At 64.8% G+C, this 19,010-nt stretch carries 22 protein-coding genes; 8 read left to right on the plus strand and 14 right to left on the minus strand.

The genetic code is table 11. The features are described from left to right. Positions 1-39: 39 nt before the first annotated feature. Positions 40-924 carry a 1,4-dihydroxy-2-naphthoate polyprenyltransferase gene (locus MUG94_RS14770; protein ID WP_227906899.1) on the plus strand — a complete coding sequence of 295 codons (885 nt, stop codon included), beginning with the start codon at positions 40-42 and terminating at the stop codon, positions 922-924. A 21-nt stretch (positions 925-945) separates the two neighbouring features. Here MUG94_RS14770 and MUG94_RS14775 read toward each other — a convergent pair whose 3' ends face one another. Then, on the minus strand, positions 946-1,257 hold the full coding sequence (locus MUG94_RS14775; RefSeq protein WP_227890475.1) for a DUF4229 domain-containing protein: 312 nt from the start codon (positions 1,255-1,257) through the stop codon (positions 946-948). A gap of 120 nt (positions 1,258-1,377) precedes the next feature. On the opposite strand from MUG94_RS14775, the gene MUG94_RS14780 reads away from it, so the two are divergent. Beyond that, on the plus strand, positions 1,378-1,758 hold the full coding sequence (locus MUG94_RS14780) for a PLD nuclease N-terminal domain-containing protein (protein ID WP_227890476.1): 381 nt from the start codon (positions 1,378-1,380) through the stop codon (positions 1,756-1,758). 217 nt (positions 1,759-1,975) lie between these two features. On the opposite strand, the gene ccsB is transcribed toward MUG94_RS14780, so the two are convergent. The 5 genes from ccsB to MUG94_RS14805 all read right to left on the minus strand — a co-directional run bounded on the left by ccsB (position 1,976) and on the right by MUG94_RS14805 (position 7,143). Beyond that, positions 1,976-3,073, minus strand: a complete 1,098-nt coding sequence (ccsB, locus tag MUG94_RS14785) for a c-type cytochrome biogenesis protein CcsB (protein WP_227906901.1) — start codon at positions 3,071-3,073, stop codon at positions 1,976-1,978. After that, on the minus strand, positions 3,073-4,743 hold the full coding sequence (gene resB, locus MUG94_RS14790; protein WP_227906983.1) for a cytochrome c biogenesis protein ResB: 1,671 nt from the start codon (positions 4,741-4,743) through the stop codon (positions 3,073-3,075). Before resB ends, ccsB begins: the two co-directional genes overlap by 1 nt. A 238-nt stretch (positions 4,744-4,981) precedes the next feature. Further along, entirely contained in the window at positions 4,982-5,782 is an 801-nt protein-coding gene (locus tag MUG94_RS14795) for a cytochrome c biogenesis CcdA family protein (RefSeq protein ID WP_227906903.1), read from the minus strand. Positions 5,783-5,787: 5 nt separating this feature from the next. Further along, on the minus strand, positions 5,788-6,387 hold the full coding sequence (locus MUG94_RS14800) for a TlpA family protein disulfide reductase (RefSeq protein ID WP_227906985.1): 600 nt from the start codon (positions 6,385-6,387) through the stop codon (positions 5,788-5,790). Between the two features lie 93 nt (positions 6,388-6,480). After that, the gene (locus MUG94_RS14805) at positions 6,481-7,143 is read right to left on the minus strand and encodes a histidine phosphatase family protein (RefSeq protein ID WP_227906905.1); all 663 of its coding nucleotides are present in this window, start codon (positions 7,141-7,143) and stop codon (positions 6,481-6,483) included. Positions 7,144-7,287: 144 nt separating this feature from the next. On the opposite strand from MUG94_RS14805, the gene MUG94_RS14810 reads away from it, so the two are divergent. From MUG94_RS14810 to MUG94_RS14820, 3 genes are all read left to right on the plus strand, one after another. Then, entirely contained in the window at positions 7,288-7,830 is a 543-nt protein-coding gene (locus MUG94_RS14810) for a YceI family protein (RefSeq protein WP_227906906.1), read from the plus strand. 166 nt (positions 7,831-7,996) lie between these two features. Then, positions 7,997-8,785 (plus strand): ABC transporter permease family protein, encoded by a 789-nt coding sequence (locus MUG94_RS14815; protein ID WP_227906912.1) that lies wholly within the window; start codon positions 7,997-7,999, stop codon positions 8,783-8,785. Positions 8,786-9,003: 218 nt separating this feature from the next. Continuing rightward, positions 9,004-9,711, plus strand: coding sequence for a hypothetical protein (locus tag MUG94_RS14820; RefSeq protein ID WP_227906914.1), 708 nt, complete (start codon positions 9,004-9,006; stop codon positions 9,709-9,711). A gap of 25 nt (positions 9,712-9,736) precedes the next feature. Here MUG94_RS14820 and MUG94_RS14825 read toward each other — a convergent pair whose 3' ends face one another. Beyond that, positions 9,737-10,441: a redox-sensing transcriptional repressor Rex gene (locus MUG94_RS14825; RefSeq protein ID WP_227890483.1), complete on the minus strand. Its 705-nt coding sequence runs from the start codon at positions 10,439-10,441 to the stop codon at positions 9,737-9,739. Next, positions 10,438-10,728 carry a glutaredoxin family protein gene (locus MUG94_RS14830; protein WP_227890484.1) on the minus strand — a complete coding sequence of 97 codons (291 nt, stop codon included), beginning with the start codon at positions 10,726-10,728 and terminating at the stop codon, positions 10,438-10,440. The genes MUG94_RS14825 and MUG94_RS14830 overlap by 4 nt, the downstream gene beginning before the upstream one ends. Before the next feature lie 85 nt (positions 10,729-10,813). On the opposite strand from MUG94_RS14830, the gene MUG94_RS14835 reads away from it, so the two are divergent. Next, positions 10,814-11,626: an HAD family hydrolase gene (locus MUG94_RS14835; RefSeq protein ID WP_227890485.1), complete on the plus strand. Its 813-nt coding sequence runs from the start codon at positions 10,814-10,816 to the stop codon at positions 11,624-11,626. Between the two features lie 80 nt (positions 11,627-11,706). Here MUG94_RS14835 and MUG94_RS14840 read toward each other — a convergent pair whose 3' ends face one another. The 5 genes from MUG94_RS14840 to MUG94_RS14860 all read right to left on the minus strand — a co-directional run bounded on the left by MUG94_RS14840 (position 11,707) and on the right by MUG94_RS14860 (position 15,628). Next, complete coding sequence (locus MUG94_RS14840; RefSeq protein WP_003792170.1) at positions 11,707-11,805, minus strand: 30S ribosomal protein bS22; 99 nt, start codon at positions 11,803-11,805, stop codon at positions 11,707-11,709. Positions 11,806-11,950: 145 nt separating this feature from the next. Continuing rightward, a complete protein-coding gene (locus MUG94_RS14845; protein ID WP_227906916.1) occupies positions 11,951-12,163 on the minus strand; it encodes a helix-turn-helix domain-containing protein in 213 nt (70 codons plus the stop codon). 195 nt (positions 12,164-12,358) lie between these two features. Beyond that, entirely contained in the window at positions 12,359-13,699 is a 1,341-nt protein-coding gene (gene gdhA, locus MUG94_RS14850; protein ID WP_227890487.1) for an NADP-specific glutamate dehydrogenase, read from the minus strand. 82 nt (positions 13,700-13,781) lie between these two features. Beyond that, positions 13,782-14,336 carry an ArsR/SmtB family transcription factor gene (locus MUG94_RS14855; protein ID WP_227906917.1) on the minus strand — a complete coding sequence of 185 codons (555 nt, stop codon included), beginning with the start codon at positions 14,334-14,336 and terminating at the stop codon, positions 13,782-13,784. Between the two features lie 83 nt (positions 14,337-14,419). Then, positions 14,420-15,628, minus strand: a complete 1,209-nt coding sequence (locus tag MUG94_RS14860; RefSeq protein WP_227890489.1) for an acetoin utilization protein AcuC — start codon at positions 15,626-15,628, stop codon at positions 14,420-14,422. A 154-nt stretch (positions 15,629-15,782) separates the two neighbouring features. Here MUG94_RS14860 and MUG94_RS14865 point away from each other — a divergent pair, with 154 nt between their 5' ends. After that, complete coding sequence (locus MUG94_RS14865; protein ID WP_227906919.1) at positions 15,783-17,210, plus strand: TrkH family potassium uptake protein; 1,428 nt, start codon at positions 15,783-15,785, stop codon at positions 17,208-17,210. Continuing rightward, positions 17,203-17,871: a potassium channel family protein gene (locus MUG94_RS14870; RefSeq protein WP_227890491.1), complete on the plus strand. Its 669-nt coding sequence runs from the start codon at positions 17,203-17,205 to the stop codon at positions 17,869-17,871. The genes MUG94_RS14865 and MUG94_RS14870 overlap by 8 nt, the downstream gene beginning before the upstream one ends. Positions 17,872-18,098: 227 nt before the next feature. Here the strand turns inward: MUG94_RS14870 and proC are convergent, their stop codons facing one another. Next, positions 18,099-18,947 carry a pyrroline-5-carboxylate reductase gene (proC, locus tag MUG94_RS14875; RefSeq protein ID WP_227906921.1) on the minus strand — a complete coding sequence of 283 codons (849 nt, stop codon included), beginning with the start codon at positions 18,945-18,947 and terminating at the stop codon, positions 18,099-18,101. Between the last annotated feature and the right edge of the window lie 63 nt (positions 18,948-19,010).

Here is a 19,010-nt window from a genome sequence, read left to right on the forward strand (position 1 = left end):
AACCATCAGAACCAACACGAGAACAAGAGGACGTTGATTGTGGCTACAGCCGCGCAGTGGTTAGAAGGAGCCCGCCCCCGCACCCTGCCGATGGCAGTGGCGCCGGTCATTATCGGCACGGCCGCGGCGTATGACCTGGGGTCGTTCAAACCCCTGAATGCCGTGCTCGCCGCACTGGTGGCCATCCTGCTGCAGGTGGGCGTGAATTACGCCAACGACTACTCGGACGGCATCCGCGGAACTGATGACAACCGGGTGGGCCCGCTGCGGCTGACCGGATCCGGCGCGGCACGTGCCAATCAGGTCAAGTACGCGGCCTTCGCCTGCTTTGGTGCTGCCATGGTTGCCGGTCTGGCCCTGGTCGTCCTGTCCTCGGCCTGGTTCCTGATTCTGGTGGGAGTGGGCTGCGTCGCGGCGGCCTGGGGTTACACGGGCGGCCGCAACCCCTACGGCTACCTGGGTCTGGGCGACGTCTTCGTGTTTGTGTTCTTTGGTCTGGTGGCAACCCTGGGCACCACGTACACGCAGGCCGGACAGGTCAGCCTGCCTGCGCTGATTGGTGCCGTGGGTACCGGACTGATCGCGATGGCGCTGCTGATGGCCAACAACGTTCGGGACATCCCGACTGACCGCGAGGCTGGTAAACGGACCCTGGCCGTGCGGCTGGGCGACGAGGCTGCCCGCATCAGCTACGTAATGATGCTGGCGGTGGCCATCCTGCTGCCGCTGTTCCTCGCGGCCGACTACCCCTGGGTGCTGCTGGTGCTGCTGCTGATTCCGGCCTGCCTGATGCCCAGCTGGCTCATGCTCAAGGGCAAGAAGCGCCGGAGCCTGATCCCGGTCCTGCAGCAGACCGGGCTGATCAATCTGGGCTTCGCACTGCTGTACAGCCTCGGACTCGTCCTTACCCGGCTGCTGGCCTAGGGATAACGCCCGGGATCGTGCTTACTTCTCGTCGCGGGGACGGCGGTCTGAGTTGATCTGCACATCCGGGTGCGCGTCCAGCAGGCTGTCTTCAGCACCGGCGTCGTCGCGTTCAACGCGGTTTGTGGTCCGCGGGTTGTTGCCGTGGAAGCGCTGCTGAACAGTGCGCGCCGCTTCGTCGCGCATCTCGCGGAAGAACAGGTACGTCACGCACCACGCCAGGACGGCACCGACAATGGCGGAGAGCACAAGGCCCAGCCCAAGCCACACGCATGCTGCAAAGAAGACGGCCACCAAACCAAGGCGGAGAGCGGTAAATTTCCAGAAAGCCACACCGCCATTCTAGTGGCTGTTCCTGCGGCGGGCGTCTTCAGGACCGGGTTGGAAGCTGTTCGACCCGCCCGGCTTGGAACTCACAGCTGAAGGTCAGGTGCGCTCCCCTACAATTGAGTCATGCCTCGCCTCGTGCTTTTCGGTGTCATCATTGTCGCCGCCGTCATTATTTACGCCATCATCGACTGCGTCATGTCGCGGGCGCAGGAGGTGCGCAGCATCTCAAAGACTGCATGGATCTTCACGATCGTGCTGTTGCCGGTGATCGGCGCGCTCCTGTGGTTCCTGTTTGGACGGCCCAAGAGCGGCCCGGAGCCGAAGAACCGCAAGGTCCGGCATCCCACCGCACCCGATGACGACCCGGAGTTCCTGCGCAACCTGGCGATCCGCCGTCGGCAGCAGGAGAAGGAAGCCGAGCTCAAGCGGCGCGAAGCCGAACTGCGTGAGCGTGAAAAGCAGTCCGGGACCAAGAAGAACGACGACGAAAAGCCCACCACGTAGACCTTTCCGGTGTTGAACCGCAGAACCCGCTCCCGGCATCACGGGGGCGGGTTTTTTGCTGCCCGGCGGCGGGGGTCGGGTCTGGCGGCTGCCTGTCGTCCAGGTCTGGCGCCGTCGGTGCCCCACTGTTCCAGCAGGACCCTGCACCGAGAAAGCAAAAACCCGCCGCCCGGCGAACCGGAGGACGGGTTTTTGCGGCCGAAAGCCAATAAGCGCGTTAGACGCCGGAGTAGCTGTGCAGGCCGGCGAAGAAGACGTTCACGATCGTGAAGTTGAAGACCACGCAGAGGAAGCCGACGATCGAGAGCCAGGCGGCACGGGTACCGGTCCAGCCGCGGGTGGCGCGGGCGTGCAGGTAGCCGGCGTACACGACCCAGATCACGAAGGTCCAGACTTCCTTGGTATCCCAGCCCCAGTACCGGCCCCAGGCCTGCTCAGCCCATACGGACCCGGCCATGAGGGTGAACGTCCACAGCACGAAGGCCACGGCATTGATGCGGTAGGCGAAGTTTTCCAGCGCCTGGGCGGACGGAACAATGCGCAGGAATGCGAGTTTGGAGGTGCCGCCGGCGCGGATCTTGGACTCGCGGTCCGCCTGCAGCAGCTGCAGGACGGACATGGCGAACGTGAGCGTGAACAGCGCGGAAGCAATAACCGCCACCGACACGTGAATGATGAGCCAGTAGCTCTGCAGTGCCGGGATCAGGTGGGCCACCGGCGTCGGGAAGCCAATGGTCGCCACCATCATCATGATCAGGACCAATGCCAGCACGAACGTGCCCAGGAAGCGCAGGTCACGCTTGAGCAGGACCAGCAGGAAGACGACGGCAACCACGAGGGCGCCGGTGGTGCAGAACTCGTACATGTTGCCCCAGGGCACCCGGTGGGCGGCGAGCCCGCGGGCGACCACGGCTGCGGTGTGGATCAACGCACCCAGGATGGTCAGCGCAACGCCGACGCGCGCGGCGTTGCGGCGCGCTCCAACGTACCCCATGGAGGCATCAGCAGTCTGTGCCACGGCACCGCCGTCGGCAGTCGTGCCGTCGGCGTCCCAGCCGCGCACGTTGCCGTCCGCCAGATACGTGTCGGAGCCGGCGCGGCCCGAGCGGGCGGACGGGCCGGAGACAGCGCCGGCGCGGGCGGGCACCGAAGCCCCGGCCTGCTGCTCGGTGAGCTTGGATTCCACGGCATGGATGGTTTTGCTGCTCTTGGCGAGGTCCCAGGTGAAGGCAAGGAACGCCACCGTATAGGCGAACGCCGCCAACAGCATGAACAGCTCGCTGTACTCAGCGAGGGTGTAATCGATGGAGGGCATTACGAGTCCTTACCTGTTTCCTTCTCCTGCGCGGCATTGCTGTCCGCTGATGCTCCGGGTTCTTCGTCCCGGTCTGTCATGTGCTGTCCGGCGCCCGGGGCAGATGTTCCCCCCGCGCCATTGTCCTCCACTGGGCCGGCACCCGCCAACCACTGCTTTTGGAGCAGATCGCGGACGGCTGCGGCCTCGGTGGCCAGGCGCTGGTCTTCACCGCGGGCCAGGAGCCCGTATTCGACCATGATTCGGCCGTCGGCATGGGTTCCGGTGCGGACCCAAACGCGGCGCCGGGCCAGGAACAGTGACGCTGCCAGGCCGGCGAGGGAGAGGGTGGCGAAGGTCAGAACCCAGATCTTCGCCGGATCGTAGTGGATGTCCAGGGCGGCGTAGCGCTTGATGCCGTCAAAGCTGATGGAGCCCTTGCCGTCGGGAAGCTCGTAGGTCTCGTTGACGCCCAGGACAATGCCGCCGGCATCCAGGTTGCGGCTGTTGATCTCGGTGAGATCCTCGGTGTCCAGGACGTACACGTTGCTCGGCACGCCGTCGTCCAGGCCCAGGTCGCCGTAGTAGGCGTTGAGGTTCAGCTGCGGATTGATCGGATCCGGGTCGCCTGAATAGGACACGCCCTGCTCGTCGAGCATGGCCGTGGGGAGGAAGAAGCCCACGAAGCCGAGCTGGTCCGGCTTGGCATCCGGCGCCTTGATCACCATCAGTGACGTGTACATGCCGTCGCTGGGAACGGACACAACCGGACCCTGCAGTGCAATGTTGCCCTCGCCGTCGCGCACGGTGACGACGGGCGCATAACCGTTGCCGACCAGGTAGACGCGGCTGCCGCCGATGGTGAGCGGGGCGTTGACCTTGAGCGTTTCGGTGTGCTCGGCGGCATCCGGGCTTTCCTTGACCGTCATGTCGGCGGTGAAGTCCAGCGGCTGGCCGTAGTGGGTGGGCGACTCGCGGTCGAACCGGACGCTGAACTTGTCCAGCGTCAGCGAGTAGGGCGCCAACTGCTGCTCGGTGAAACTGGTGCCCGGGGTGAACGAGTCGTAACCCACCAGGGTGTTGACGAAGGATTCACCCTCCACCACCACCTTCTGTCCGCTGTAGCCAAAGAGTCCGCCGACGGCGATGCAGATCAGCACCCCGATCAGGGCGGTGTGGAACACGAGGTTTCCGATTTCCTTCGCGAAGCCGCGTTCAGCCCCCACGGAGGGGCGGTCGGTGTCCAGGTCCCGGACATCCACCCGGTAGCCGCGCTTGCGCAGCATCTGTGCGGCTTCCTTGACAGCGGCGGCAGCAGTGAGGCCCGACGACGCCGGCACGGCCAGGGTTCCGTACTCCGGCAGCCGGGACAGCCTCTTGGGTGTGCGCGGCGGCTTGGAGCGCATGGCCCGGTAGTGTGCCTTGGCCCGGGGAATGACACACCCGATCAAGGAAATGAACAGCAGCAGGTAAATCGCCGAGAACCAGACCGAGGAATACACGTCGAAGAGCTGCAGCCGGTCCAGCCAGGGACCGGTGTCCGGATTGTCCTTCAGGTACTGCGTGACGACGGCAGGGTTGGCCGGCCGCTGCGGAAACAGCGATCCCGGCACAGCGGCCACAGCCAGCAGCAGGAGCAGGAACAGCGCCGTGCGCATGCTGGTGAGCTGGGTCCAGGCCCAGCGCAGCATGCCCAGCGGGCCGAGGGACGGCAGCTGGACATCCCCGCCGCGGCCCTTGCCGCCGGCGCCGTTCCTGCCGCCCTTGCCTCCGCCGGGCACGCCGGAGCCACTTGCGCCGTTTTTCTCGGCTTCGGTCAAAACATCCGGTTCGCGCTTCAACTGGCTCTCATGGTTCTTTGAAGGGTGTTTGGGCGGGGCATGGGCTCTGGGAGTCCTTGGTCTTTTGTCAGCGGGATTGGCGTAGGCATCAGATCGGCAGGGTCACACTATCCAACCAACCTTGGAGATTGTTGATCCAGATGTTCCAGACGCCTGTGATCATCAGGACACCCAGTGCAATCAGCATTCCGCCGCCGAATCGCTGCAGTGCGAGCCGGTGCCTGCGGAAGACGCCCAGGGCGCCCATGCCGCGGCGGAAGCCCAGGGCGATCAGCAGGAACGGCAGGCCCAGGCCAAGGCAGTAGATGAAGGTCAGGAACGCGCCCTTGGCGGCGGTGGCATCGTCCCCGGAGAAGGACAGCAGCTGCACGGCCGAGAGGGTCGGGCCGAGGCAGGGCGCCCAGCCCAGCCCGAACGTGATGCCCAGCAGCGGTGCGCCCCACAGCCCCGCCGGCGGGCGGGCGGTGATTTTCCGGTCCCGCTGGAACCAGCTCAGGCCGCCCATGAAGACAATGCCCAGGACGATGATGGCCGCACCCAGGACCTGCGGAATCCAGGCCTGGTCGGCACCGCGCAGCCAGCCTCCCAGCTGGCCCACGCCGGCGCCGATGATCACAAAGACGGCGGAAAAACCCAGCACGAAGAGGCCGATCCCCACCAGCATCCGTCCGCGGCGCTGCTTTTGGAGGTCAACACCGGTCAGGCCGGTGACGTAGCCCAGGTATCCGGGAACCAGCGGCAGCACGCACGGGGACAGGAACGAAACGAGCCCGGCCAGGGCTGCCACCGGAATGGCCAGCAGCATGGAGCCGTTCAGGATGGTCTCGGCGAAAACGTTCGCGGCAGGCAGCGCAGCGGGCACGCCGGCGGTGAGGGCTGAAGCAAACATGCCGGCTAGGCTGCCAGCGCGTCGGAGATGAGGGCCTTCAACGTGCCCTTGTCCGCCAGGCCGAGGATGCGGGCGGCCACGCGGCCCTCGCGGTCCAAGACCAGCGTGGTGGGAACGGCCGACGGCGGCACGAACTGGGTCATGGCCAGTAGGATTCCGCCGTCCTTGTCCTGGAAGCTGGGATAGGGAATGTTGAACGACCGTTCGAAGGCTTCCGCGGTGTTGCGCTCATCCCTGATGTTCACACCGTAGAAGCGCGCCCCCTCGGGCTCGAACGCATCGTGGAGTTCCACCAGATCCGGGGCTTCCTTGCGGCAGGGCGCACAGGCGGCGTACCAGAAGTTCAGCACCACTACGCTGCCGGCAAATTCCGACGACGAGACGGTGGTGCCGTCAAACAGGGCGCCTTCCAGCTGTACGGGCTCGCCGCGCTGGTCAGAGGCATATTCGGTGACGGACCCGTCACCGGCGATGTAGTTCTTGTTGTCCCCCGCTTTGGCCTGCGCGGCAAGCGGATCCTCCACGGCGCAGCCCGATGCTGCGGCAACTGCAGGCACGCCGAGAGCCAGGCCGGCGCCAAGCTTCAGGAAGGAGCGGCGGCGCATGGCATCCGGCTGGGGGGTGCTCTGAGGATTCTTCAACTATTTCCAGCTTTCATCGCGGCAGGGGGGCCACTTCTACAACGCGTAGTAATTCTATTATGCTCCCGGAATGTTCGCCGCACCGGGCAGAAGATCCGCGGAGGGCTCGGCGTACCGGACGCCGATCAGGGTGTCCCCGTCGAAATCCAGGGAGGTTACGGAGGTCAGCGTGCACTGCCGGTTGCGGGGATCATGCCAGAGTTTGCGTCCCTCGGCGGACAGCCGCGTGACCCAGATGGGCAGCTGATGGCTGACCAGGACGGCTTCGGCACGGTCGCCGCCGAGCTCGACGGCGCGCAGCCGGGCGTCGGTGACTGCCTCCATGACACGCGCGGCCTGGGCCGCATACGGTTCACCCCAGGACGGCTTGAAAGGGTTGCACATCAGCGGCCAGTAGCGCGGGTTGCGCAGCCGGCTGGTGACGCCGGAGAGCCCCTCGAACTTGTTGGTGGCTTCCAGGATGCGCTCATCGGTGGTGATGCCCAGGCCGAGGGACGCCGCGATGGGAGCGGCGGTCTCCTGCGCCCGCGTCAGAGGCGAGGCGACGAGGTGAACGAGCTTGGCGCCGTCGTTCTTCTGCGCCTCAAAATAACCGGCAACGCGGCGGGCCATCTGCTGGCCAAGCTCGGAAAGGTGAAACTCCGGCAGGCGCCCGTAAAGGACTCCGTCGGGGTTGAAGACTTCTCCATGACGGACGAGGTGGATCGAGGCACGCGACATGTTCCTAAGTTTCGCAGAGTGAGCGCGCAGGACTAAATTCGTCACAATGGTTGAAGCTTGAACTAAACCGTGCGATAGTTGATGCAAATGCATGAACATGCAGCGGGGAGTCTCCCCGACATCTACCAGCATCAGGAGCACCTCATGATCCCCAGCGGACTCATCACCGGCACTTGGACCCTCGACGGCTCGCACAGCGAGATCGGTTTCACTGTCCGCCACGCCGGCATCAGCAAGGTGCGCGGCAACTTTGACGATGTCACCGCCGTGATGGAAATCGGCCCCTCCCTCGAGGATTCCACCATCAATGCCGTCATCCAGTCCGCGTCCTTCAATTCCAATGACGCCAACCGCGACGGCCACGTCAAGGGTGCCGATTTCTTCGACGTCGAGAAGTTCCCCGAGCTGACCTTCGCCGTCACCGGCATCGAAGGTTCCGGCGAGACCTACCGCGTGGCGGGCGACCTGACGATCAAGGGCACCACCCGCCCGGTTGTCCTGGAGACCGAATTCAACGGCGTGGCAGTGGACCCCTTCGGCGCAACCCGTGCCGGTTTCTCCGGCTCCACCGTCATCAGCCGCAAGGACTTTGGCCTGACCTGGAACGCCGCACTCGAAACCGGCGGAGTCCTGGTCGGCGACAAGGTGACCATCAGCGTGGACGCAGCCTTCGTGGCTGCCGCGTAACACAGGCATCACTCCCGCTCCGGCGGGCTGCAACGTAACACCCCGGCCTTTGGGACGGGGTGTTACGTTGTTTATGCTCCGGGATAGGCTGGAATGGATCTGATTGCTGTTCCCTGATCATTCCTTCCAGGAAGCAGTACCCGCACCAACGAGCAAGCAGGCGGCGATGAGTACTCCCCCGAATACCCCGGATCCCCGGGATCCGAACGTTCCCTCGAATCCCGGCGCAGCCGATGACCAGCCCAAGTACGGCCAGCGGCTTCCCCAGCCGCCGCAGTACGGGCAGGACCAGCCGTATCCCGCCTACGGCCAGCCGGGAACCCCCAATCAGCCCGGCCAGCATTCGTCCCCCTACGGGCAGCCGTATGGACAGCAGCCGTACGGACAGCCTTACGGGCAGCCGCAGAGCCCCTACGGATACCAGGCGCCGCAGCCATCCGGATATGCGTATCCGGGATCCGGCGGTCCGGTTCCGGGCATTAAGGGTCCGGCACCCCGGGAGGTTATGACGGGCTTCTGGCTCATCATCGCTGCCGGCATCGTGACCTTCCTGTCCATGATCATCACGGTGCTCTCCAGCGCTGAAGATCCGCTGGCCACGCTTCCTCCCGCGGACCGCCAGGACATGGAGGATGCCGGCGTCACCGCGGAGCTGATGCGCAGCTCGTTCCTGACCGTAGGTGTGGTGGTGGCGGTAATCGCCCTGCTGATCTACGTCCTGCTGGCTGTCCTGATCCGCAAGGGCAAGAACTGGGCACGGATTGTTGCCACAGTGTTCGCCGCGATATCCGCCGTCGGGCTGCTGCTGTCCCTGGTGACCGGAATCGCCTTCTCCTCGCCGCTGAACCTGCTGAACATGCTGGGCACATTGGCCGGAATCGCCGGCGTTTTCATGCTGTACCGCCCTGCGTCCCAGCCATATTTCCGCAGCCAGCCGCGTTTCGGACCCTACTGACGGACCTCCAAGGGAGCCGGAGCCGCTGCTGAGGCGGCACGCACCAAAAAAAGCCGGACCGTTTCCACGGACCGGCTTTTTTAGTGCCCGGGTCTCCCGGAGAGGGCCCGCAGTGGTCACAACAGCAGGGAAGCGGCGTAGCGTTTGATCTCCCGCTGGGATGGGCAGCCCATCCAGGCGCGGAGAGCGTATCCCTTTGGACGAAGGCGGCACCCGCGATGAGTTCCCTTCCTGCTTCCCCCAATCCACAAAAAACCCGTGTTTCCACCCTGGGCACCAAGGTGCGAACAATGATCACTGCACGCATCCGAACGGCGCGATCCGGCCCCAGGGAACCCGGCAGCGAGCCGGTGTCCGTGACCCGCCCCACGGAAAAACATCCGGCGCCGCCGGCACCCAGGCACAGAGAGCTGGCCGGCGTGGTGGTTCCCGATATGCCCTCTGCCGTCCCCGCTCCTGCTTTGCCTGCCCGTATTCCCTACAGCGAATGGAAGGGGCCGCGGCCGCGTGCCGTCCGGCTGGCCTTCGCCCTGATCCTGCTGGCGGGTTTCATCAGCCTTATCAGCGGGGTGCAGGCCGGCCGTGCACCGATCACTGAGCTGCCGCCCCTCGTTGTTCAGCTGGGAGAGCTGGGCGTTGACACCAGCGAGTACGCGGCTGCCCTGCAATTTATTGCCCTCGCCGCCGCACTGGTGGTCTTCGGCCTCTATCTGCTGTTCGCCTTCATGATCCGGGAAGGACGCAACTGGGCGCGGATCGGCGGCTCGGTGCTGGTTGCCGCAGCGCTCGTCGCGGCCTTCCTGAACGCCGCAGTTCCCCAGACGGTGGCCCTGCTGGTGGCTGCCGCAGGGCTTGCGCTGCTGTACCGGCGCGACTGCGCCAGGTACTTCCGGCCCCGGCGCAGCCAGTATCTCGGCGAGTCCTGACGGGAAGCACGACGACGGCGGCCGGCTACGTGCCCAGTCGCGCCCGGGCCTTCGCTGCTATTTCCGAAGCCTGGGCCCGCTGGGCGTGGTAGGCCAGGATCTGGAGCTCCGTGGCCATGTCCACCTTGCGCAGCTGGACATGGTCCGGAACCTGAAGCACCACGGGCGCGAAGCTCAGGATGCTGGTGATGCCGCTCTCGATGAGCCTGTCGCACAGTTCCTGGGCCACGTCAGCGGGAACAGAGAGCACCGCCATGTTGGCCCTCGTCCGTTGAACCACGCCCTCCAGGTCCTTCACGGGGCTTACCCGCAGCCAGCCGACTTCCTGGCCGATGACCATTTGGTCGGCGTCGAGCAGTGCCACCACTTCAAAGCCGCGCGATCCGAACCCCGGATACCCGGCAAGCGCTTTACCCAGGTGTCCGGCACCGACGATGGCGACCCTCCAGTTGCGTGTCAGCCCCAGTGCGGCCGAAATCTGGTCGCTCAGATACGAGACCTCGTAACCCACGCCCCGGGTGCCATAGGAGCCAAGGTAGGACAGGTCCTTGCGAAGTTTGGGAGAGTTCACTCCCGCAGCTTCGGCCAGTTCGTCGGAGGAGACACGCTCCACTCCGTCCGCCAGCAAGGCGCCCAGTGCACGCAGGTAAATGGTGAGGCGGGCCAGGGACGCAGGCGGAATATGCCGGTGGACAACTCCAGCCGGTGCGGGTTCCTCCGAAGTACTCACAGGTCTCGATCCGTTGCTGTTTTTTCCGGGCGCCAGGCTGCCAGAAGCCGGCGGATCCTTTTTTCATCAAGCTGCCAGAAGTCCCGCTGCACGCCGTCGATCAGAAGCACGGGAATCTCCTCGCCGAACCGGGACGTCAGGTCCTCGTCGCCCTCGATGGATTGTTCACGCCAGCTGATGGGCAGGTCCTTTTTGATTCGTTCAAGCACCGAGCGCGCATCCGCACACAGGTGGCATCCCGGACGCGTGAGCAGGAGGACATCCGGTGCAGCAGGTGATGAAGTCATACCTCTAAATTAGCCTCTGTAACGATTTCCCGTGCCGTATTTCGTCCGAGGGCACCGGACACAACTTTTTGCGTAGACTCGGGGTATGCCCAGAACCACCGCAGTACGAGCCGCCGAGCCCACGGCAGCGGCGGTCAAACCTGGCGGGGCTGCGTTCTTCGACGTCGACAACACCCTGATGCGCGGAGCAAGCCTCTTCCATGTGGGGCGCAAAATGTACCAGCGCAGGGTCTTCACGCTTCGCGAGGCGTTTGGCTTTGCCCGCAAGCAGCTGCGGTTCATGCTGCAGGGCGAGAATCTCAAGGACGTTCATTCGGTGCGTGACGCCGCGCTGACGCTGGCCACCGGCTTGGCTGCCTCGGATATCCGGATTCTGGGCGAAGAAGTCTATGACGAGATGATCGAATCCAAGATCTGGCCCGGAACCCGCGCCCTCACCGAACAGCACATGAAATCCGGCCGCCCCGTGTGGCTGGTCACCGGCACGCCCGTGGAAGTGGCCTCCGTAATTGCCGAACGGCTGCACCTGACCGGGGCTCTGGGAACGGTGAGCGAAATTGACGGCGGCCTGTACACCGGACGCCTGGTGGGCGAGTTCCTGCACGGTCCTGCCAAGGCCGAGGGCGTACGCGTCCTGGCGGAGAAAGAAAACCTCGACCTGCAGCAGTGCTGGGCATACAGCGATTCCTACAACGACGTTCCATTGCTCAGCATGGTCGGCCACCCCGTGGCCATCAACCCGGATGCACGGCTGCGCCGCCATGCCAGGGACCGTAACTGGACCATCTACGACTTCCGGTCCGGCCGCCGTGCCGCAACCCTGGGGCTGAAGGGTGCCACGGTGGCGGGAGGCGCGTACGGATTGTGGCGCGGTTTTTCCTGGGTCCGCTCCCGCTAGGGGTTCACCAGCTGCCCTGCCCTTAAATGACAAACCCGCCGGCCCAGAAGGGCGGCGGGCTTGTCCAGGAAAGATCCTGGTTACTTCTTGTTGCGACGCTGGTGGCGGGTCTTGCGAAGCAGCTTACGATGCTTCTTCTTTGCCATACGCTTGCGGCGCTTCTTAATTACTGAACCCACAGAGTCCTCACAAACTTGAAATAGTCAGACGCCGGCTCCAACGCTTTGGCACCGTTGGCACCCGCGTCGACACCGGCAGTTAATTGCCACGGTGTAAAACGTTCTTTAACAGGGTACCGCCTCGCCGCGGTATCCAGTGACAGTGCTACGCAGTGTCCGACCGGCGGTCCGTCACGGCATTTTTCAGCACCTGCTGGACCGCGGATTCGGGCACCCGGTAGGATCGCCCGAAACGGACTGCCGGCAGCTCACCGGAGTGCACCAGACGATACACGGTCATCTTGGACACACGCATGACGTCCGCGACTTCTGACACTGTCAGAAACCGAACGTCCGAGAAGTTTCCCTCGTCTGCCATATGCCTTTTGTTCCTTTGTTGAGGTGCAACAACCGGCTGCACGGCAGGTCGGTCCGGAAACGCGGACACCTGCCAGGAGGAATGTTGTCCGGTCTTCCACTCTAGTGTCTCAGGTCACTGCAGAGAAGTTGACAGGCCATCTTCACCGTTCGCTGCACCTTTTAGGCTGGACCGTGGACTGGCTCTGAGGCAGCCTCAGATGATGCCCTGGGCGAGCATGGCATCAGCCACCCGGACAAAACCGGTGATGTTCGCGCCCACCACGTAGTTTCCGGGGGAGCCGTATTTTTCCGCGGTCTGCGCGCAGTTGTCGTGGATGTTGACCATGATTTCCGTCAGACGGCGTTCGGTGTGTTCGAAGGACCATGAATCGCGGCTGGCGTTCTGCTGCATTTCCAGCGCCGAGGTGGCCACGCCGCCCGCATTGGCGGCCTTGCCCGGGCCGAACAGCACGCCGGCCTCCTGGAAGATCTCAATGGCTTCCGGAGTACAGGGCATGTTGGCACCTTCGGCCACCGCCAAGACGCCGGATTCCACCAGTGTCCGGGCGTCCGCTGCGTTCAACTCATTCTGGGTCGCGCAGGGCAGCGCCACCGTGGCGCCGGCGTTCCAGATCGAGCCGCCGGGAACGTAGGCGGCGGAGCTGCCCCGGCGCTTGGCGTAGTCGGTCATGCGGCCGCGCTCCACCTCCTTCACCTCGCGCAGCAGCGGCACATCAATGCCGGTTTCATCCACCACGTAGCCCTGGGAATCGGAGCACGCAATGACTGTTGCGCCGAGCGACTGTGCTTTCGCGATGGCGTTGATGGCCACGTTTCCGGAACCGGAAACAATGACGCGCTGTCCCTCCAGGCTCAGGTTGCGGGTCTTGAGCATTTCTTCCACAAACAGCACCACGCCAAAGCCGGTAGCTTCGGGACGCACCAGGGAACCGCCCCAGCCGGTACCCTTGCCGGTCAGTACTCCGGACTCGTAGCGGTTGGTGATGCGCTTGTACTGGCCGAACAAATAGCCGATTTCGCGGCCGCCCACACCAATGTCGCCGGCCGGAACGTCGGTGTACTCGCCGATGTGGCGGTACAGCTCGGTCATGAAGGACTGGCAGAAGCGCATGACCTCGGCGTCCGATTTGCCGCGCGGATCGAAATCGGATCCTCCTTTGCCCCCGCCGATGGGCATCCCGGTCAGGGCATTCTTGAAGATCTGCTCAAAACCGAGGAACTTAACGATGCCCAGGTAGACCGAAGGATGGAACCGCAGTCCGCCCTTGAACGGGCCGAGGGCCGAGTTGAACTCCACGCGGAAGCCCCGGTTGATCTGCACCTGGCCTTTGTCATCCACCCAGGGGACCCGGAAGATGATCTGGCGTTCCGGTTCGCAGATCCGCTCAAGGATGGCGGCTTCCCGGAACTCGGGGTGCTTCCGGAGGACCGGCTCCAAACTGTCGAAGACTTCGACTACGGCTTGGTGGAACTCGGTTTCGCCCGGATTGCGGCGAAAGACCTCGTCCCGGACGCTGATCAGTGTTGGGTCCATGGTGTGATGCTCCTTAGCGTATTCCCCCTTCTACGCTAGCGTTTGCAGGCCCGGCCTGCGATGTGTGACGGGGAAAGTCAGGCTAGGGGCGCCGGCGCCGGAACTTCGGGAACTGTCCCAGCAGGTCTGCAGCGCGTTCTGCGGCGCGGCCCACCGTGCGGCCCAGATGGGGTGCCAGGGCCGGATCCACGCCCGCCGGCACTGCCTCTGCACTGCCCGATTCCAGCCCGGCCGCTGCTGCTGCCGCTGCCGAACGGTGGTCTGCCGACGACGACGATCGGCCGGCGAAGAACTGCCTGCCCGGCTGCGACGGCAGGACCGATCCTGCGGCAACGGATGCCAGCCGGGGATCCGCGTTGGCGGCCGTTTGGAGCGACGGGAGGTCGAAGGCCCGCAGCCAGAGCACGATTTCCTCCAGCGGAGCCGTCTGCAGCGAGTAGTAGCGTTTTTGCCCCTCGGCCCGCATGGAGACCAGGCCCGCTTCGCGAAGGACCTTCAGGTGCTTCGACACCGTGGGCTGGCTTACTTCCAGTTCCTCCACGAGCGTGCCCACGGATTTGTCTCCGCTGCGCAGCGCTCCCAGCAGTTCACGGCGGGTGCCTTCCGCAATGACCGCAAAAACATCATCGATGACCATGATCCCCACTTTATCCGTTCCCCGGGAAAAGACAGGCTTCGGGGCGCGGGGGAAGATGACCCCTGCGTCCCGGCCTTCGGCAGCTAATCAAACCAGGGATCGAGTCCGTGCAGCGGAAAGACCTCTTTCCGGGTGGCCATCACTGTGCGGTCAATCTCGTCGTTGGGGTCGTATCCCACTTCCCAGGACCGCCACCAGAGGTCAACACCGTCGCCCATCAGCGGCGGGGAATCCTCTCCGTAGTGTTCCTTCACATAATTCCGCCAGGGCTCGGGAACCGGCGTGTTGCAGCGGACCCTGCCGTTGGCTGCCACGGACATCAGCAGGCTCCAGGAACGGGGAACCACGGACACCACGTTGTAGCCGCCGCCGCCGGTGGCTATCCACCGCCCCCCGCAGATGGTGTTGGCAAGGTCAGCAATGGACAGGGCCGCCTGCCGCTGGGTTTCAACGCTGAGCCGCAGGTTGGTCAGCGGGTCATGGAGATGGCTGTCACAGCCGTGTTGGCTGACGATGACTTCCGGCGCAAAGGCTTCGGCAAGCTGCGGAACCACGGCGTGGAAGGCCCGCAGCCACCCCGCGTCGGAGGTCCGGGCCGGCAGTGCCACGTTGACGGCGGTTCCTTCAGCGCCGGGGCCGCCGGTTTCATTGGCGAAACCGGTGCCCGGGAAGAGCGTCAGCCCGGTCTCATGCAGGGAAATGGTCATGACCCGCGGATCGTTCCAGAAGATGCTCTGGGTTCCGTCGCCGTGATGGGCGTCGACGTCGATATACAGGACCTTGCCGACGCCGTTGTCCAGCAGCCGGGCGATGGCGGCCGCGGCGTCGTTGTAGATGCAAAAGCCTGAGGCACGGTTGGCTGCCGCGTGATGCATTCCGCCGCCAAAATTTACCGCGTGCAGCACCTCGCCGGACAGAATCGCGTCCGCTGCTGCCAGGGATCCGCCCGCCAGTCGGGCGCTGGCCTCATGAATGCCCGCAAACGCGGGGTTGTCTTCGGTTCCGAGCCCGAACTTCTCGCTGGTCGCCGTGGGATCCGCACTGACGGCACGGACGCCGGCAATGTAGTCGCTGCCGTGGACGGTGCCCAGCTCCGCGTCGCTGGCAACGAAGGGCTCCCCCACTGACACGCCTGGCAGATCAAAGATTCCCAGCTCGCGGGCAAGCCTGGCGGTGAGGTCCAGGCGCAGCGGACTCATGGGATGTCCTGTGCCAAAGTTGTAGGCCAGCATGGACTCGTGCCAGATGATGCGGGTTGGCATGACCGGAAGACTCAGTCCGCGGTTGATCATGCTGAACAGGCTACGCGATGTGCGCGATACTTGGAGTTTGAACGCGGCCGCATTGGCCATGGTCCCCTGCTTCAGCGCTGCATCGGTGGTGTACTACTGTTGAGCACCGCGACCCCGCCTACTTTCACCTGTCACCAAGGAAACAAGCACGATTATGGCAACCATCCGGCAGCCCAGGGAATCCCGGGACCAGTTGCGGCTGCTCCGGCAGCTGCAGCCCGCAAAGGTGTTCTCCGGCCTGCGTGACTTCGTGGATGCCGTGGCCGCAGGCTCCCCCGCCCGGCTGGCCCTGATCGTCTTCGCGCTGGTCATCCTTTTATTCACGGCGTTGTTGTCCCTGCCCGCGTCTTCGAGCACCGGTCAGGTCACTCCTCTGCATGACGCTCTCTTCACCGCGGTGTCTGCTGTCTGCGTCACCGGCCTCACTGTTGTTTCCACCGCAACGCACTGGTCCGGCTTTGGCCAGGTCCTGATCCTGATTGCCATCCAGGTGGGCGGGTTGGGAATCCTGACCATGGCCTCCCTGCTGGCTCTTGCCGTCAACCGGCGGCTCGGAGTGCGCGGAAAGCTGATCGCCCAGGAAGGCATGAACACCGGCCGGCTTGGTGAAGTCGGTTCGCTGCTGCGCATCGTGGTCAGCACCACCGTGGCGATTGAATTAGTCCTGGCCGCTATTCTGGCCCCGCGGTTCATGATCCTGGGCGAATCTGCGGGCCAGGCCATCTGGCATGCGGTGTTCTACTCGGTGTCAGCCTTCAACAATGCCGGTTTCACACCGCACTCGGACGGCCTGGTGCCCTATGACGAGGACCTGTGGATCCTGGCCCCCCTGATGGTCGGGGTTTTCCTGGGCAGCCTGGGTTTCCCGGTCATCATGGTCCTGCTGCAGAACAGGCTGCACGTGCGCCGGTGGAACCTGCACACCAAGCTCACCCTGCTGGTCACCACCATCCTGCTGGTGGGCGGCAGCATCCTGTGGGGCGCCTTCGAATGGTTCAACAGCCGCACCATCGGAGACATGAACGTGGCGGACCGGATCCTCCATTCAGTCTTCGCATCCGTCATGACCCGTTCCGGCGGCTTCAGTCTGGTGAACATGTCCGACCTGGATGCCAGCACGCTGCTGATCACCGACATGCTGATGTTTGCCGGCGGCGGCTCGGCCTCCACCGCAGGCGGCATCAAGGTCACCACACTGGCCGTTATCTTCCTTGCCATCGTGGCTGAGGCCCGCGGAGATTCCGACGTCCGTGCCTTCGGCCGCACCATTGCCTACAGCGCCATGCGTGTGGCCATCTCCGTGGTCATCCTTGGTGCCACTATGGTGGCCGTGTCCACTGTCGCGCTGCTTGCGATCACGGGGGAAACGCTGCAACCGGTGCTGTTCGAGGTGATTTCCGCCTTTGCCACCTGCGGGTTGAGTATAGGACTGAGTGAAGCGCTGCCTCCGGAAGGCAAGTACCTGTTGTCAGCACTGATGTTCGCCGGCCGCGTAGGTACGATCACTCTTGCCGCAGCGCTGGCGATCCGGCAGCGCAGCACGCTGTACCACTACCCCGAAGAAAGGCCGATCATTGGCTGACAGACCAGCTCACAACGCTCCCGTCCTCGTTATCGGGCTGGGACGCTTTGGCTCCGCCACGGCCGAACAGCTGGTCAAGCAGGGCCGCGAGGTCCTGGCCATCGAACGGGATCCGGCCCTGGTCCAGAAGGCCTCGGGCATCCTCACCCATGTGGTGCAGGCCGATGCCACCAACATTGACGCCCTCAAGCAACTGGGCGCCCAGGACTTTTCCTCCGCCGTCGTTGGCGTGGGCACCTCCATCGAATCCAGCGTGCTGATCACCGTAAACCTGGTGGACCTGGGCATCGAGCACCTCTGGGTCAAGGCCATCACCTCGGCGCACGGCAAGATCCTGGCCCGTATCGGCGCCAACCACGTCATTTATCCGGAGGCCGACGCCGGCCGGCGCGCCGCGCACCTGGTGGGCGGCCGGATGCTGGACTTCATCGAGTTCGACGACGACTTCGCCATCGTGAAGATGTATCCGCCCCGGGAAACCCAGGGCTTCACCCTCGGCGAGTCCAACGTGCGTTCCAAATACGGCGTGACGGTGGTGGGGGTGAAGTCCCCGGGCGAGGACTTCACCTATGCCCGCGCAGATACCAAGGTTTCTTCCCGGGACATGCTCATCGTCTCCGGGCACGTGGATCTGCTCGAGCGGTTCGCCGCCCGGCCGTAGCGTTTCCCTGCACAGGACGCTCAGCCTCCCCGCGAACCGCCGGGTGTGCAGGTATGGCGGGGTCGCTGCCCTGCAGGCCCTCCCGGTGTGCAGGTATGGCGGCTTCCGACGCCGGCAACCCACCAGACCTGCACACCAGATGAGCCGGGCTCCGGGCAACCCACCAGATCTGCACACTGAAGGGGTCCGCCCGAAACCTCAGCCCCCGAATCCTCAGCCCCGGTGTTCTATTTTTTGGCCGAAAGTTCGGCGGTGATTTCAGCGGCACGTTCAGCGGCTGCCCGCGCCCCCCGTGCGATGACGCCGGGCAGGTCCTGCTCGTCGAAGCTCCGGATGGCCGCTTCCGTGGTCCCGTTGGGGCTGGTCACCCCGCGGCGCAGTGCTGTGGCATCGGCCCCGGGCTCGGCCAGCATGTAGCCGGCGCCGGCCACGGTGTCGCGGGCCAGCACTGCCGACAGCTCGGGGTCCAGGCCCAGTTCCACCCCGGCGCGGGCCATGGCCTCGGCGAGGTAGAAGGCATAGGCGGGGCCGGATCCGCTGACCGCAGAGACGGCGTCCACCTGCTCCTCGGGAACCTGCACCACCCGTCCGGTGGAGGCAAGCAGTTCGGCGGCCAGCGCCATGGTGGCCTCCGTGGCACTGGTTCCGGCGGAGATCGACACCACTCCGCGGCCCACCTTGGCCGGGGTGTTGGGCATGGACCGGATAACCGGCTGCCCGGTGGGAAGCCCCGCTTCCAGCATCTCCAGCGACACGGCGGCAGCCACGCTGATCACGACGGCGCCGCCCGGCAGCGCGGAGGAAATCTCGGCCAGCAGTGCTGCGACGCCCACCGGCTTCACCCCAATGATGACGACGTCGGCGCCGGCCACGGCAGTGCGGTTTGCTTCGGGGTCGTCATTGTTGGCCAGCACGGTGATCCCGTGGCGTTCACGCAGCTCAGCGGCCCGCTCGGGGCGCCGCACGGTGGCGGTCACCTGCGCGGCCGGCAGCCCGCCGGCGAGGATTCCGCTCAGGATGGCTTCGTTCATTGAGCCGCAGCCCAAAAAGGTCAGGTGGGTTTCTCCGGTATCCATATTCCCGATTCTGTCATGGCACGGCGCTGCCGGGTTCCGTGACGAGCAGGTCCGGAGAGGGGG

Origin of the sequence: Arthrobacter gengyunqii (assembly GCF_023022985.1) — a bacterium.
Taxonomy (GTDB): domain Bacteria; phylum Actinomycetota; class Actinomycetes; order Actinomycetales; family Micrococcaceae; genus Arthrobacter_B; species Arthrobacter_B gengyunqii.

Excerpts from the sequence above, each read along its gene's own strand:
- MUG94_RS14780 (WP_227890476.1), top strand. The coding sequence starts at position 1,378 with ATGCCTCGCCTCGTGCTTTTCGGTGTCATCATTGTCGCCGCCGTCATT.
- ccsB (WP_227906901.1), bottom strand. The coding sequence starts at position 3,073 with ATGCCCTCCATCGATTACACCCTCGCTGAGTACAGCGAGCTGTTCATG.
- resB (WP_227906983.1), bottom strand. The coding sequence starts at position 4,743 with ATGCTGCGCTGGGCCTGGACCCAGCTCACCAGCATGCGCACGGCGCTG.
- MUG94_RS14795 (WP_227906903.1), bottom strand. The coding sequence starts at position 5,782 with ATGTTTGCTTCAGCCCTCACCGCCGGCGTGCCCGCTGCGCTGCCTGCC.
- MUG94_RS14800 (WP_227906985.1), bottom strand. The coding sequence starts at position 6,387 with ATGCGCCGCCGCTCCTTCCTGAAGCTTGGCGCCGGCCTGGCTCTCGGC.
- MUG94_RS14805 (WP_227906905.1), bottom strand. The coding sequence starts at position 7,143 with ATGTCGCGTGCCTCGATCCACCTCGTCCGTCATGGAGAAGTCTTCAAC.
- MUG94_RS14810 (WP_227906906.1), top strand. The coding sequence starts at position 7,288 with ATGATCCCCAGCGGACTCATCACCGGCACTTGGACCCTCGACGGCTCG.
- MUG94_RS14815 (WP_227906912.1), top strand. The coding sequence starts at position 7,997 with ATGAGTACTCCCCCGAATACCCCGGATCCCCGGGATCCGAACGTTCCC.
- MUG94_RS14820 (WP_227906914.1), top strand. The coding sequence starts at position 9,004 with ATGAGTTCCCTTCCTGCTTCCCCCAATCCACAAAAAACCCGTGTTTCC.
- MUG94_RS14830 (WP_227890484.1), bottom strand. The coding sequence starts at position 10,728 with ATGACTTCATCACCTGCTGCACCGGATGTCCTCCTGCTCACGCGTCCG.
- MUG94_RS14835 (WP_227890485.1), top strand. The coding sequence starts at position 10,814 with ATGCCCAGAACCACCGCAGTACGAGCCGCCGAGCCCACGGCAGCGGCG.
- MUG94_RS14845 (WP_227906916.1), bottom strand. The coding sequence starts at position 12,163 with ATGGCAGACGAGGGAAACTTCTCGGACGTTCGGTTTCTGACAGTGTCA.
- gdhA (WP_227890487.1), bottom strand. The coding sequence starts at position 13,699 with ATGGACCCAACACTGATCAGCGTCCGGGACGAGGTCTTTCGCCGCAAT.
- MUG94_RS14855 (WP_227906917.1), bottom strand. The coding sequence starts at position 14,336 with ATGGTCATCGATGATGTTTTTGCGGTCATTGCGGAAGGCACCCGCCGT.
- MUG94_RS14860 (WP_227890489.1), bottom strand. The coding sequence starts at position 15,628 with ATGATCAACCGCGGACTGAGTCTTCCGGTCATGCCAACCCGCATCATC.
- MUG94_RS14865 (WP_227906919.1), top strand. The coding sequence starts at position 15,783 with ATGGCAACCATCCGGCAGCCCAGGGAATCCCGGGACCAGTTGCGGCTG.
- proC (WP_227906921.1), bottom strand. The coding sequence starts at position 18,947 with ATGGATACCGGAGAAACCCACCTGACCTTTTTGGGCTGCGGCTCAATG.